This is a genomic window from Pseudoalteromonas sp. S1727 (assembly GCF_005886375.1).
Classification (GTDB): domain Bacteria; phylum Pseudomonadota; class Gammaproteobacteria; order Enterobacterales; family Alteromonadaceae; genus Pseudoalteromonas; species Pseudoalteromonas haloplanktis.
Genome location: NZ_PNDT01000006.1, coordinates 1 through 16,023 on the forward strand (window position 1 = coordinate 1; position 16,023 = coordinate 16,023).

A 16,023-nucleotide genomic window follows, 5' to 3' on the forward strand; every position below is an offset into this window, starting at 1 on the left:
CATGGATGCAGGAGGTAGAGCAATGCAGGAGCAATTGCCGAGAACAACTACATGTCAAAATTTATGCCTTGTTATCACTGTATTTACCTGTCGCTATAAATGGTCAGTAACTTAACACGATTGGTATAAAAAATTTAATTTATATGAATACCACCGCTTCTCGGTGGTATTTTTTTGCTTGCAGCAACAGCGGCATCAAGCAGGTTAAGGCATTGTTTTAAATAATTAACAATTCTAGGATAAATAAATTATACTCCAAAACAGCACTTAACTTTTGGAACTACTTTGTTGGTTAAAAAGCAATTCAATACACTGTTTTCTGTGTTTGCCCAATCACGGTATATTATTTCCCTACGTGAAGCATTCATTGCATTGATCCCGTATTTTGTAAGTTCAGCACTGGCCATTTTAGTATTAAACCTTGCTGTTAATTTTGCTTTTTTATCTCCCAACGATTTTTTGTATAACGTTATACAACACAGCTCAAATATCATTTCTGTATTATTTCCGCTGATGGTTGCACTGTCGGTAGGCTTTCACCTGTCTAAAAACTTAGGTAACAGTGCAGTGGTTGGCAGTATGCTAGCGTTAGTAGGGTTTTGCACGCACAGTGATTTTTTAGCGCTTAATAATGGCGAATTTGCTGTCAATGGCGCGGGCGCGTCGGCATATGCTGTTTTAGTGCCGTCATTAACCAGCTATTTGCTTATGTTGGGGTATAAATTGACTCCTAAACACTGGCTCGAGTTACCATTGCTCAGTGACTTTTTAAAAGAAAAACTATCTTTAATTGTGCCTTTTAGCTTGGCGTTTTTTGCTCTGTATTTAATTGTTCCCTTCATTGAATTGAGCGTGCAATCGGTTCTACTTTATATTGTCCCAAGTGGTGATGATAGCAGTGTAGCTATGCAATTATTTAAACGTATGATCATCGTCCACAGCTTTTGGTTTTTTGGTGTACATGGTGATAATGCGTATACAATGATGTTTGAGCAGCCGTTTTTACAACACGATATTGTGCCGGGTTTAACAGCAAAAACATTTTACGACACCTTTGTGTTGATTGGTGGTACTGGCTGTTTTATTGGCTTAATTGTCGCTGCGTTTCTGTTGCCAAATGGCAGTCATGAAAAAAGTATCGCAAAAATATCAATCCCGTTTTCGTTATTTAATTTCTGTGAAATCATTTTATTTGCATTGCCGGTATTTTTAAACCCGATGTTGCTAGTGCCTTTTATTTTAGTGCCATGTTTTAACTTTTTGGTCAGTTATTTTTTACTATCAAGTGGGGTTATAGGGTATCAGGAAGTGGCCATTAGTTGGATGACACCAACGATTATCAACGGTGCTATGGTTGGTACAGATGCAACCGCGCCTTTATATCAAGTGTTTTTGATCCTGTGTAATGCCTGTATTTATTACCCGTTTTTGCGGCTAAGCAGTGAAAAAAATAATTACCAAATGGCATTTAATAAACTAAGTAGCCAATTAAATGTGAACGAAGGCTTTGCGGCTAACTCTGAGCAGCGTTTTATTAAACAACAAAGAGCACAGAATTTGTCAAGTGCTCAGCTGACTACTGTGCTAAATACTATTTCAAATGCAAGGCTAGCCTTATATTATCAGCCACAAATAGATTTAAGCTCAGGTCAAGTGAGTGGTTTTGAAGCCTTGCTACGGTTACATAATAACGATGGAAGTGTCTCTGGTCCTTATTTTTTAGATACCCTGATCCTACACAAGCAAACTGATATTATTGATGGCTGGGTAATTAAGCAAGCGGCCCGTGATTTAACGCAGTGGCGCAATGTTGGTTTTAAGCCCAATATCAGTATTAATGTTAATCCTGATGTACTTACCAACACTGCAATGGTTGATAAAATATGCCAGCTGTTTGTTGAATTTGCAGAACAAGTAAAAATTGAAATCGTCGAATCCAGTTACCTTGAACAACAACTCATCGTGACACAGAATATAAACAAGCTGCGTGAGCATAATATCGAAACTGTGTTGGATGATTTTGGTACTGGGTATTCAAGTTTATCTATGTTGACACACTTTCCTGTGAAACACGTTAAATTAGACCGCCAATTTTTACTGCAATGCCAGCAAGATGCAGGTCGGATCCTCTATCAACAAGTAACAGAGTTATTTGCCAAGCTTGGCTTTTCTGTTGTTGCAGAAGGAATAGAAACAGTCGCAGAAGAGCAGTGGGTGAAGAGCTTAGGGATCACCACCGCACAAGGCTGGTTATATGCTCCTGCCATGTTACGAAATGAAGTGATTACTTTTACGCAAACCCGTAATAACGCAAATAAAAGCTAAGACTGCCATAAAATTTCTATATTTGTTTAATTATTCCTTCAATATTCTGGACCTATTTTGTCATAAACTCCCGCCATACTGTGCCCGCATTCAAAATAACAATTGCAAATGGGACAATAATGCGTACTTTGACAAAACAATCAACTTTAAGCCTCGCTATTGCGTTGGTTTTTTCAACTAACAGCTATGCCAATAATGAAATAGAAGAAGTCACTGTAGTGGCTAAACCAACCAGTTACGCTAACAGTGTGATTGAACAATCTATGATTGAGCAGCAAAGCTCGGTATCAAGTGTTTTGGCGGTGATTGATAACTTGCCAGGCATAAGCATTAACGAAGGTGATGCGTTTGGTGGTGATGATTGGTCAACAACAATCACTATGCGTGGTTTTAGTATTGACGGTAATCAGCAACAACTAGGTATGACGGTTGATGGTATTCCAAATGGTGGCTCAAATTACGGTGGTGGTGCAAAAGCGAATCGTTACCTCGACAGTGAAAACCTTGCTACAGTTGAGGTAGGTCAAGGTACATCAGACATCGCATCGGCATCACTAGAGGCGTTAGGTGGTACATTTAACTTTGTTAGTAAAGATCCAAGTCTCGATAAAAGCACCACTTTTGCTTATACCAATGGTGATCATGATGCCTCACGCTATTATTTTAAACATGAAACAGGCACCATTTTTGATAATACACAAGCGTATGTAAGCTATTCGCAAACTGATACGAGCCGCTGGATAGGTGAGGGTAGCAATGGTGGTAAAGATAACCAACATGCTGAGGTTAAGTTTGTATCAAACTTTGATGCTTTAACCCTGACAGGGCGTTTATCCTATGATGATGTTAGCGAGACCAACTACAACAGTGTAAGCCTTGAGCAGTTTGCACAAACGCCAGATTGGGATCAACTGACGTGGAACTGGACAGGCACCCCGCATTTTGACCAGATGTTTGCAGAAGGTTGGGGCACGTTGCGTGAAAATACGTTAGGTTACTTAAAATTTGAATATGCTATTTCGCCTTCATCAATGCTCACATTCAGCCCGTATTACCATAAAAATTCAGGCCGAGGTGATTGGATCCCGCCTTATTTAACTTCTCCAGTTGATAAAAATGGTAACCCAACGACAGAGGGCGGCAGTAATGCAGGCTCCTATGGTTTTGTAGATAGTGACGGTAACCCTCTTGCGCCAAATGACGGCTGTACACAAAGTTTAAGTTGGCCGTGGGAATCTGGCCCAGGCTTAAATCCCGCCTGTTACTCAGCTGATGCCACGCCTGTTATGTCGTATCGACATACCCATTATGATAAAAGCCGTTTAGGCTTAACTGCTAACTACCAATTAACGCTTGGTATGCATGATATTGAAGCGGGTATTTGGTATGAGCAATCTGAGCGTGATGAATCCCGTGATTGGCATAAAGTGATTGATGCCCGTGTATATCATCATTTTGATAGCACTCCATATTGGACACAGTACAAAAACACCTTTGATACCGATACGTTCAAATGGTACCTACAAGACTCGATGGCGCTGGGGGATTTCACTTTAAATATTGGTGCTAAGCAATACCTAGTTGAATTACAAAAGTACGACCACTTTAATGATATCAGCTCAGATAAAGTAGATAGCGACTCAGATGTGTTATTTAGCGCGGGTGTGCTTTATCAGCTTAATAGTAGCACCGAGTTATTTACTAGCTACAGCGAAAACTTTGCAGCAATTAAAGATGGTGTACTTGAGCGTGACAGCTCAACGTTAACTGATATTGAGCCGGAAACTGCTGAAAATATTGATTTTGGTGTGCGTTATAACGCTGATCGTTTAAGTCTGACCGCAACGGCTTACTCAATTGAGTTTGAAAACCGTATCACTTTTATTGCACCAGGCAGTGATACCAGTGGTATTGATTACACAATAGGCACTAATGGTTCGTACATTAATGTGGGTGGTATTGAATCACAAGGTTTTGAATTATCAGCAAGCTATATGTTAACTAATGAGTGGAATATCTACACGTCATACACTAACAATAGCTCTGAATACGCTTCTGACGACCCAAGCTCATATGCAAATGGTGAGCTCATTGATGGTGCTGGACCAAGCTTTAGAGCGGGTGATGATGTGATTGATGCGCCAAGCGATATGTTTGTACTCTCTACTGACTACTACAGCGGTGATTTCCGTTTTGGTATTTCAGCTAAATACACAGGAGAGCGTTTAGGTGCATGGACGGATGAGCAAACCCGTGCTCGCAATGAGGTTGATGGTTATACCGTGATTGATTTTAATGCAGGCTACTACGCTGAAGTAAATGCTGGCGCATTTAAATCAATCGATATAGCGTTTGCAGTGACGAATGTAACAGATAAACAATATCTTGCCGGTGGCACCGGTAACGGTTCTACCTACTTTATTGGCGTACCGCGTACAGCGGCACTGACATTTACTGCTAACTTTTAAATCATAGTGTAAACACAAAGCCCATCATTGATGGGCTTTTGCGATTTTTACAGGTAAAAAATGAAAAAACTAATCAAACTAAATTTGTTAGGCATAGTGTTACTAACGAGCCAATTCGCTATAGCAGCGCAAAATGTAGTGTTAGTCACACTGGATGGCGTGCGTTGGCAAGAGGTATTTAATGGCGCAGATGCTAATTTGCTCAACAACCCTGATTTTGTCAAACGTAGCGACGAGTTAAAAGCCGAATTTTGGCATGAAGACAGTAAAACACGCCAACACCTATTAATGCCTTTTATAACTCAAACAGTGGCAAAACAAGGAGCGATTATTGGCGACAGAAATAATAACTCCAAGATGTCGGTGAGTAACCCATGGTACTTCTCATATCCAGGTTATAATGAAATTTTAACTGGGTTTGTTGATGAAGGCATTAATAGTAACGATAAACGCTTAAACCCAAATAAGACGATGCTTGAACTGCTTGAACAACAGCCTGAATATAAAAACAAAACGGCACTCTTTGGTAGCTGGGATGTATTCCCATTCATTGTTAATGATAAACGCAGTGGCGTGTATGTAAACGCGGGCTTTATGCCAATTGCTGAGGGGTTATCAAACGATGCTGCACTTTTAAATGCGATGCAAAATGAGATCCCAAGCCCTTGGCACAATGTACGTTTTGATAGCTTTACTTACCGTTTTGCGAAAGCGTATATGTTGGCTAACAAGCCAAAACTATTGGTGATAAGTTTAGGTGAAACCGATGATTTTGCGCACGATGGTCATTATGATCAGTATTTAAAATCAGCCAAACAAAATGATGCATTTATTCAAGACTTATGGCAAACCATTCAAACAACGCAGGGTTATAAAAATAACACCACGCTTATCATTACCACCGATCATGGCCGTGGTAGTCACGCAAATGATTGGCAGCATCACAGCTCTAAGCAGGCTTTAGCAAAATCAGAGCAAGGACGTAAAGCATTTCCTGAAGGAGTAATTGGCTCTGATCATATCTGGTTTGCTGCAATAGGCCCTACCATTAAAGCCACAGGTTTGCTTAAAACTAGAGCAGAGCTAAAACAAGCGCAAGTTGCCGCTACAGTATTAACAGCACTAGGTGAAGACCCGAAAAAGATAAACCCTAAAATGGCACCCGCAATTTTAGAGGTGCTTAAATGAAGCTATTATTTTCAACAGCAATGATCACCACAACACTTATATCATGTGCATTAGTGAGTTTTAGCGCTTTAAGTGCAGCAGAAAAAATAACGGCACCACAAAAAATCCTGTTTGGCTCCTGTGGTCATCAAGATAAAGCGATTCCTATCTTTGATGCTATTAATAAAGAAAAGGCTGATTTGTTTATCTTTTTAGGGGATAACATTTACGGCGACACCAATGATATGCAAGTACTGGCTGACAAGTACCAAAAATTGGGTGCGAAACCAGGCTTTAAAGCGCTTAGGGAGCAAACGCCGATTATCGCCATGTGGGATGACCATGATTTTGGGCAAAACGATGCAGGTAAAGAATACCCACAAAAAGAGCAGTCACGACACATTATGCTCGATTTCTTCCAAGAGCCAAAAACATCAATTAGACGAACACGCCCTGATGGTATTTATACTTCGTACATGTATGGAAAAGGCAAGCAAACAGTGCAGGTGATCATGCCTGATTTACGCTGGAATCGTGATGCGCTTAATCATGTTAGCGAAGTCGAATATTACACTAAGCGCAAAGCAAACAATCAAGGACCTTACAGTCCAACGGATGTGAAAGGTGCATCAATGCTCGGTGAAGCGCAGTGGCAATGGTTTGAGCAAGAGCTGAAAAAACCTGCGGCAATCAAACTGATCAGCTCAAGCTTGCAGCTACTGCCTGATTTTACCGGCTGGGAATCATGGGCTAACTTTCCAGAAGATCGTGCACGTTTATTTGCACTGATCAAAAAACACCGTGTCAATGGGGTGATCATAATCAGTGGTGATACTCATTGGGGAGAAATTTCAAAATACAGTGCCAACCTCGATTACCCATTAACCGAAATGACCAGCTCAGGATTGACGGAAAAATGGAAAGACGTCTGCCCGAATAAGCACCGCGTTGGGCAGTTTACTCATGAGGTAAATTACGGTGATTTAAGTATTGATTGGCTGCAAGAAGACCCTGCAATTTCATTGCAGCTTAAAGGTATTGATGGCAAAACCATTATGCAAAGTCAATTTAGTTTATCAAGTATTAGCCCGTATAAATAAGCAAGGCGCTTGTTAAACTGCTCATAGCATCATGGATGAAGCTGTGAGCTTACTGTGTTTATATTTCAAGCTAAGCATCTGATTTATTAAAGCCAATTAACGACTTTGGCTACCCCTGTAATTGAAAATATCTTACACTGGTTTTATCTCAAGCAAGAACAGTGTCGCCATGCTCAATATTATTCAATCAAACCGAATGGAAGCCCTGCAAGCGCAGTTTCATTACCTGTTAAATAAATATCCTTTACCCAGTGTGTTTGATAAAGAAGTGGTGTTAGTGCAATCGCCGGGTATGTCGCAGTGGCTTAAAATAGGCTTGAGCGAACAACTCGGTATTGCTGCGCAGGTGGACTTTCCACTGCCTTCGAGCTTTATTTGGCAGCTTTATCAACAGCTATTGCCTAATGTGCCTAAAGAGTCGGCGTTTAACAAACCTAACCTTGCTTGGAAACTGTTTGCCATTTTACCAGCTTGTATTGATGAGCCACTGTATTTGCCACTAAAAACTTATTTGGCAGGCGATACAGACGGGCAAAAAACCTTTGCCCTGTGTGAAAAAATTGCTGACGTGTACGATCAATACTTAATGTATCGGCCGCACTGGATTGCAACTTGGGACAGTGGTGTTGATAAACTCGCTGACGTAGATATAAGCATAGCGCCTTGGCAGCCTGATCTGTGGCGGCGTATTGTTGAACACAGTAAAGGGCTCGGCCAGAGTCAATTCCATCGTGCTAATATGCAAGGAAAATTACTCAGCGCACTTGAGTCAATGGACGCGAATTTATTGCCCAAGCGCATCAATTTATTTGGTATTTCTGCGATAGCCAACTCGCAGCTCGAGGTGTTTGAAGCCTTGAGTCGAAAAACAGACGTTAATTTATTCTTTTTCAACCCCAGCGAACATTACTGGGGTGATGTAGTTGATGAAAAAACCGCAGCAAAGATCACCGCTAAATACGCGATAAAACCGCTGTTAGAGGCGCAATCTAAACCGGAACAAGATTACTATTTTATTGGTAATCCACTGTTATCATCGTGGGGTAAACTTGGCCGTGATTATTTTGAGCAACTTGTTCAGCTAGACGCCAGTTGGGTTGATGGCTTTATTGATGAGTTTGACGACACTTTACTTGGCCAAATTCAAAGCGAGATTTATCAGTTGGCATTTAAAGGTGAATCGTTAACTGAAGATAAAGCGTGGTTTATTAATGATGAAGGTAAATTGCCAGTCAGTTGTGACGATACCAGTATAACACTCAGCGATTGCCATACCCCACTTCGAGAAGTCGAGCGCCTGCACGACTATTTACTCAATTTGTTTCATCAAAATAAAGATCTCACTCCAAAAGACATTATTGTCATGATGCCAGATGTAGGCACTTATAGCCCCTATATTGAAGCCGTGTTTGGCGGTGCCCAAGGTAGCCGTAATATTCCTTACGCGCTGGCTGATTTAGCCATAGAGCAAGAAAAACCAGTGCTTAGCTCGTTTGCAAGTCTGGCTAATTTGCCGTTTTCGCGCTTTGGTGTGTCAGACATTCTCGACTTACTGCAAGTGAGCCAAATAGCTGAAAAGTTCAGTGTTGAGGCCCATGAGTACGAACAAATTCAGTATTGGCTGGAACGTGTAGGTGTTAAATGGGGCATTAACGCTGAGCATAAACACAGTTTTGATTTACCCGCTATAGAGCTAAATACTTGGCAACATGGTTTAAACCGATTATTGCTTGGCATTGCCCAGCGCGATGAACAATGCCCTTACAAAGGGGTTTACAGCGCCGATGAAGTGGAAGGTATGGCGCTTGATACGCTTAATAAACTAGTACACTTTATTGATGTATTACAAAACTTTAAAGAGCAACTAAGCCCCGATGATACGTTGACTAATAAAGCTGATATTTTGGCTAATTTGTTAAGCGAAATTTATGAAAGTGACAGCGACGATAGTTGGGATTTATTAGTACTGCAAAATGTGTTGGATGAGCTGAAAAAGCATCATGATAATGGCGATTACAGCCAAGCCGTATCGCAGCGCATTGTTAGTTATTTGGTTAAACAAGGTATTCAAGAAAAAGGCGTAGGGCAGCGTTTTTTAGTGGGGCAGGTTAATTTTTGCACCTTAATGCCAATGCGTGCTGTGCCTTTTAAAGTGGTGTGTATGCTTGGCCTTAATGACGCTGACTACCCACGCACCGTACAACCGATTGGTTTTGATTTGGTGCCGTATTCTAAAAAGCAAAAAGGTGACCGATCACGCAAACTCGATGATCGTTACTTGTTTTTAGAGGCGCTGCTCAGTGCTCGCGATAATTTATATATGAGCTACATAGGCCGATCGTGTTTTGACAATCAACCGCGCATGCCATCAACCTTGGTGAGTGAGTTATTAGAATACATTGGTCGTAGCTTTGAATACGCTGAACAAAGCGATAAAAAGTTACCGCAAAGTTTAATAAACCACCAGCATTTACAACCCTTTAATAGCCATTACTATAAAGCAGAGCCAGATCACACTTTGCAAAGTAATCACAGTTACAACCCAATTTGGCTACCTGCTGCGCCAATAATGCCAGAGCCTGTCACCGCGCTTGATGTTCGTGCGCCAGAGCAACTTGATTTTGATGTGTTTATTCGCAGTGTGTGCCATGCGCAAGAAAGCTTTTATCAACAAAGTTTAGGCTTGCGCTTACCGCAATTTAATGAAGTGGCCAAAGATGAAGAGCCATTTAGTGTAGATGCACTCAAGCGTTACTTTTACCTTGATGAAATACTGCAAGCAAATATTAATGAACAACCGCTTAGCACAGCACAAATACTCCAACGCGGCGATTTACCGCAAGCCAATGTGGGCGACATTATTTACGACAGTATGCAACACCGTGTTGACGCATTGGCAGGGCAAGTAAAAGAGCATATTAAAGGCGGCATAAGTGAGCCAATTGAGGTTAAGTTAACCCTTGAGCAGACTCAAATTGAAGGTTGGTTAAACCATGTGTATATGCAAAAACAAGTGTTTTATCGCAGTGCCAGTATTAAAGCTAACGATCTGATCAAAGGTTTTATTTATCACTTAGCAGCACAAAGCATGCAGCAAAATGTTGAAACATTGCTACTGGGCCTTGATAAACAAATTAGTTTTGCGCCACTGAGTAAAGCCGATGCAGATGCGTTACTCGCCGACTGGTTTGCTTTATATAAAGCGCTACGACAAGCACCGGTGGCGTTTTTTCCGGTTAGTGGTTATGAATACATTAAAAGCGGTGGTGATATAAATAAAGCAATGAGTAAATTTAGCCCGCAATACATAGGCCGTGGTGAAGGGGAAGATCCTTATATTCGCTTAACTGTGCAGTCGTTGGCCGATTGCCAAGACGAATTTATAAAGTGGAGCGAGCAATTGCTTGCGCCATTATTTGCTCACGCTAAGGAGAGTGATTATGCAAGCGCTTAACCCACTCACAATGCCACTGAAGGGACAAAGCCTGATTGAAGCCAGTGCCGGTACTGGTAAAACTTATACCATAACGGGCTTATATTTACGTTATTTACTTGGTATGCAGAGAGCCGACGACCCCGCTGCCGCAGGCAATGTACCACTGAGTGTTGAGCAAATATTGGTGGTAACGTTTACCGATGCCGCCACCCAAGAAATTAAAGACAGGGTGCGAAGCCGTATTATTGCCGCCCGTGATGCGTTGCTTGGTCAAGAGCCAGAAGATGAGTTGATAACCGGTGTAATTGCGGCAATTGACGATAAACACCGCGCTTTTGATTTACTTGACGCGGCGGCTAAATCCATGGATGAAGCGGCTATTTTTACTATACATGGTTTTTGTCAACGTATGCTTAAACAGCATGCGTTTGAATCTGGTGTGGCATTTAATTTAGAGTTTATTCTCGATGAGCGGGATATTCTGCTTGAGACCATTAAAGATTTTTGGCGTGCGTTTGTATACCCGTTAGATAAAGAAAAAACCGATGCCATATTAAATGTGTTCGCCGCGCCAGAACAATTGTTCTCACACGTAGCGAGTATTTTAAATAAAGGTAATGCGCAGATCACACCACAAATAAAGTTAGAAGATGTGTGGCAAGCCCGCGAGCAATATTTAGCAAAAGTCCCCAGCTTTAAACAAGCCTGTTTAGAAAGCGAGTTTATTGCTGCCATAAAAAGCTCAGGGCTAAGTGGCTCCAAAACTCCGGCACGTAAAGGCAGTTTACAAGCGCTGGAAGAATTTTGTGTAGGTGATGAAGCTTTTTTTGAGTTTGGCACTAGCAAATACTCATTTGCAGTGTGGGGTAGCGATAGCTTAAGCGATACGAGCAATTATAAAAAAAATCAGCCGCTATTTACTCACCCGCTGATAGCCGAATTTGATGAACTCGCAAGACTTTCATCTGTAGTGAACCAAGGTTTAGGTATTGCTATTGTGCAACATGCCGCACGTTGGGTAAAAACCGCCATTGTTAAGCGTAAACAAGAGCAAAGTGTGATCACCCCTGATGATTTACTCAGCAATTTACACAGTGCGCTGCACAGCGAGCAAGGCGATACCTTGGCGCAAAAAATAGCGCAGCTGTTTCCGGTGGCAATGATTGATGAGTTTCAAGATACGGATCCCATTCAGTACGGCATTTTTAGCAAGATTTATGGCCAAGAGAATACCACGCTTGCCATGATTGGCGACCCAAAACAGGCCATTTATGGTTTTAGAGGCGCGGATATTTTTACTTACATCGGCGCAAAACAAGCGGTTGTTAAAGAGCAGCAATTTACCTTAGGCACAAACTTTCGCTCCAGTAGCGACATAGTCCAAAGCGTAAACCAGCTATTTGCCAAACACGGCAATAGCTTTATTTATAACGATGCCATACCGTTCAGTCCAGTTGCAGCAAAGGGTAAAAAAGCCGATAAATCATTTTTACTTGATGGTAAGCCCGCTACTGCATTTGAATTTTGTGTATTTGTAGATACTGATGCAGATGAAAAAAATAAACCAACCAGTAAAGGCTTTGGCCAGCAACAGTTAGCACAGTATTTTGCTAATAAAATAGTCATTTTGTTGGAGCACGCTGGCCAAGAGCGTGCTTGTATTGGCACAACACCTATTACTGCTGCTGATATTTGTATTTTGGTACGGGACCGTGTTGAAGCTCAAATAATGAAAAAAGCCTTGAGTGAGGCGCATATTGCCAGCGTTTATTTGTCTCGTGACAGTGTATTTAATCAAGAGTTAAGCCATCATTTGCTTAACTTTTTAACTGCTTTACACGGCCAATATGACGAGTCGTTACTGCGTGGCGTCTTAGCAGGACCGCTATTTTGCCTCAGTTATACCGCTATTTATGCCTTGCATGAAGACGAAACTCAGTGGCAACAGTATTTAACCTTTTTTGCCACCTTGAGTGATACTTGGCACAAACAAGGTGCGATGGCGATGATGGAACAGTTACTTAGCCATAATCAGCTCAGTGCTAAGTGGCAGGGCTTAGGCTATAACGTTGAACGTTGGTTAACCGACTTCAGGCATTTAGCTGAAATATTACAACAAAAACAAATTGAGCTTGAAGGCACGCTGCGTCTATTACGTTGGTTTGCGCAAAAGGTTAGCCAGCAAGATGGTGAAGCGGTGCAAGTACGCCTAGAAAGTGACGCTAACTTAGTTAAAATTGTCACTATGCATGCCTCAAAAGGACTTGAGTATCCGTTGGTGTTTATGCCGTTTGCCAGTGGCTTTCGTGAAACCAAAGACGCGCTTTATCATCAAGATGGCAAACTGATTTATGATTTAAGTAAAAGTGAAGAGGCACTCGAAAAAGCCCAACAAGAGCGCTTAGCTGAAGACTTACGGTTATTGTATGTTGCACTCACTCGTGCCGTGCATTTTTGTGCCATTGGTATGTATAACCTTGGCCAAGGACAAAGCAGCCGCTTAGCAATACAAAGTAGCTCGTTAGGGCATGTATTATTTGCAGGTTTAGATATTACCAGTAGTCAAGTTTGGCGTGAGCATTTACAGACCTTTTGTGCTGAAAACGCTGCAATGGCATATCAGCAGTTTACCTCAGAACAACTGGGTGAGCAGGGCGTGTTAACATTTTCCAGCAGCCTTGACACCAGTGAAATACTCACTGTAAATCAGGTTAATACCCGTATTGAGCGGAATTGGCGCGCGACTAGCTTTAGTGCGCTGAGTTTTAAAAAGCACACTGATCATATAGAGCCGGGTCGTAGCGATGAAGATCACGAAAAAGACGAGTTTGCCACCCAGCAAGATGAAATCTTATCGCCATATAGCTTTCCTAAAGGTGCAAAACCAGGCAGTTGTTTACATGAAATTTTTGAACAACTCGATTTTACCCAACCTGAAACTCACCCCACGAATGCTGAGCAAAATTTAGCGGCTGTGGTTGAGCGTAGTTTAAAAAAATACCACATTAGTGAGCAGTGGCAAGCAACCACAGAGCAATGGGTACGCAATATTCTTAATTGCCCATTAAATGAGCATGGCTTGAGCCTTGGCGTGTTAACCCCACAGCAATGTTTAGTGGAGATGGAATTTAACCTGCCACTGACTCACCTATCAGCTAAGCAGTTAAATGCGGTATTAATTAAAGAGCTTGACTTTAACCAAAGCCGGTTGGACTTTTATGATGTAAAAGGCCTGCTGAAAGGCTTTGTTGATTTAATATTTTGCTATCAAGATAAGTACTATATTTTAGATTACAAATCAAACTACTTAGGAAGCCAAGTGAGTGACTATGAGCACGATTCACTAGAGCAAGCAATGAGTAGTCATCAGTACCATTTACAATATTTAATTTATACTGTGGCGCTGCATAGATTATTAAAACAACGAGTTCCTAATTACAGCATAGAGCAACATTTAGGGGGTGTGTATTACACTTTTTTACGCGGCATGAGTGAGGGCAAAGGCGTGTATTTTAAAAAGCTCACCACAGCGCAAGTGCTGATCTTAGATGGCCTGTTTAGTGAAGGAACCATGTTATGAATACTCCCCAACCAACTAGCCCTGTTATAGTGCCGTTACTGGATTATTTGCTCAGTGAAAACCGTGTGCGCATGGTAGATATAAAACTGGCTGAATTACTCTGTGAGCAACAACATGATGATGTTTTTTACTTAATTTTATTACTCAGCAATGCCCAGCAAAGCCAACATAGTTGCTTAACACTGAACGAACTTGATTGGCAAAATCCATTTAATTTACGCCAAACAGAATTTAGCCCACTGACGCTAAGTGTGCCCGATTGCTTAAGCCCATTCTGTGATGGCTTTAGCACCGAACAGGCTGTTACTTGCTTGCAAAGTCATGCCAGTGTTGGCGCTGACAAACCCTTATTGTTATTCGATAATCGCCTCTACTTTTCTCGCCTTGCTGGTTACGAGCATACCCTTGCACAGCGTTTATTGCAGATGAGTCAGCAAACAGTAAAGATTGATAATCAGGCACTGACGCAGCTCTTAGCGCATTATTTTCCAGATCAGCAAACCGATAGCATCGACTGGCAAAAAGTCGCGTGTGCAATGGCGGCGACTAAAGGGTTTAGTGTGATCACGGGTGGCCCTGGTACAGGTAAAACCACGACAGTGACAAAATTATTAGCAATATTACAGTCACTTTATCAATATGCTCCTTTGAGTATTAAGCTGGTGGCACCAACCGGAAAAGCCGCCGCACGCTTGAGTGAATCAATACTGGGCGCAAAAGACAAACTCACCAGTATTCCCGAGCATATCAAAACCTTGATACCACAAAGCGCGCAAACGATTCATCGTTTGCTCGGGGTTAAGCCCTTTACTAATAAATTTAGGCACTCAACTGCCAACCCATTGCATGTTGATTTGTTGATTATCGACGAAGCCTCCATGGTGGATTTATCTTTGATGGCAAAGCTCATTGAAGCATTGCCAGCCCATGCACGACTTATTTTATTGGGCGATAAAGACCAACTTGCTTCGGTAGATACTGGCAGTGTAATGAGCGATCTTTGCCAAGGGTTAGCGCTTGGTCAAACACCACATTATTCTGTTGAGCGCTGCGCTGAACTGAATCAACTGTGTTTTAATGGCGAAGCTAAACTGCAAAACAACCCGAGTGATTTTAAACTTGCCGATTGCATTGCATTTTTACAACACAGTTATCGCTTTGATGCAAAGAGTGGTATTGGTCAATTAGCGCAAGCGGTAAACACCAATAACTGCGGTAAACTCAATTACGTAGAGCAAGAGGTAAATAACGGCGTATTTAAAGACGTGATTTTTGATTATGACTTAGTTAGCCAGCCTCTTGATAAGCTCGTGCAAAGTGCGGCTAATAAATACGCCGAGTATCTGTACTTAATTGCTCAGCATGCACCAAGTGCTGCTGTACATAAAGCCTTTGCCAGCTATCAATTACTCGCGGCTGTGCGTGAAGGTGATTATGGTGTAAATAACTTAAATCACCGTATTGAAAAGCAGCTTGCACAACAAGGCTTAATAGCCTTAAATGCTGATCAGCGCCATTATGTGGGTATGCCGATCATGGTTGCGCAAAACGACTACCAGCTAAAATTATTCAATGGTGATATCGGTATTTTAATGCTCGATGAAAACGCGCAACTAAAAGCCGTGTTTATAGACGAGCAGGGTAATGAACGAGCGTTTTCACCAGCGCGATTGCCCGCTCACGATAAAGTGTATGTAATGACTATACACAAATCTCAAGGCTCTGAATTTAACTACACCGCCATGGTATTACCACCGGCAAACCAAGCGACCGCAGGCATAAACCGCCAACTGGTCTACACTGGTATTACCCGCGCCAAAAATACTTTTGAGCTGGTGGCCGACAAAAAAGTATTACTTGCAGCAATGAGTAAATCAGTCAGTCGCGCATCAGGGTTGTATGAGAGGTTGGTGCAGTTGTAAGCCTTAAGCAAAATTTAAAGTGTAT

7 protein-coding genes are annotated in these 16,023 nt (G+C 41.7%); all 7 read left to right on the plus strand.

Annotation, left to right across the window (positions count from 1 at the left end):
* Positions 1-285: 285 nt before the first annotated feature.
* The 7 genes from CWB85_RS01235 (at position 286) to recD (ending at position 15,998) form a co-directional block, all read left to right on the plus strand.
* Entirely contained in the window at positions 286-2,325 is a 2,040-nt protein-coding gene (locus CWB85_RS01235; protein ID WP_016707362.1) for an EAL domain-containing protein, read from the plus strand.
* Positions 2,326-2,444: 119 nt separating this feature from the next.
* Positions 2,445-4,793 carry a TonB-dependent receptor domain-containing protein gene (locus CWB85_RS01240; protein ID WP_138553859.1) on the plus strand — a complete coding sequence of 783 codons (2,349 nt, stop codon included), beginning with the start codon at positions 2,445-2,447 and terminating at the stop codon, positions 4,791-4,793.
* Positions 4,794-4,853: 60 nt separating this feature from the next.
* Positions 4,854-5,981, plus strand: coding sequence for an alkaline phosphatase family protein (locus tag CWB85_RS01245; protein WP_138553860.1), 1,128 nt, complete (start codon positions 4,854-4,856; stop codon positions 5,979-5,981).
* On the plus strand, positions 5,978-7,060 hold the full coding sequence (locus CWB85_RS01250; protein ID WP_138553861.1) for an alkaline phosphatase D family protein: 1,083 nt from the start codon (positions 5,978-5,980) through the stop codon (positions 7,058-7,060). The genes CWB85_RS01245 and CWB85_RS01250 overlap by 4 nt, the downstream gene beginning before the upstream one ends.
* A gap of 169 nt (positions 7,061-7,229) precedes the next feature.
* The gene (gene recC, locus CWB85_RS01255; RefSeq protein ID WP_138553891.1) at positions 7,230-10,514 is read left to right on the plus strand and encodes an exodeoxyribonuclease V subunit gamma; all 3,285 of its coding nucleotides are present in this window, start codon (positions 7,230-7,232) and stop codon (positions 10,512-10,514) included.
* Positions 10,501-14,076, plus strand: a complete 3,576-nt coding sequence (recB, locus tag CWB85_RS01260; protein ID WP_138553862.1) for an exodeoxyribonuclease V subunit beta — start codon at positions 10,501-10,503, stop codon at positions 14,074-14,076. Before recC ends, recB begins: the two co-directional genes overlap by 14 nt.
* Positions 14,073-15,998, plus strand: a complete 1,926-nt coding sequence (gene recD / locus CWB85_RS01265) for an exodeoxyribonuclease V subunit alpha (protein WP_138553863.1) — start codon at positions 14,073-14,075, stop codon at positions 15,996-15,998. Before recB ends, recD begins: the two co-directional genes overlap by 4 nt.
* Positions 15,999-16,023: the final 25 nt, after the last annotated feature.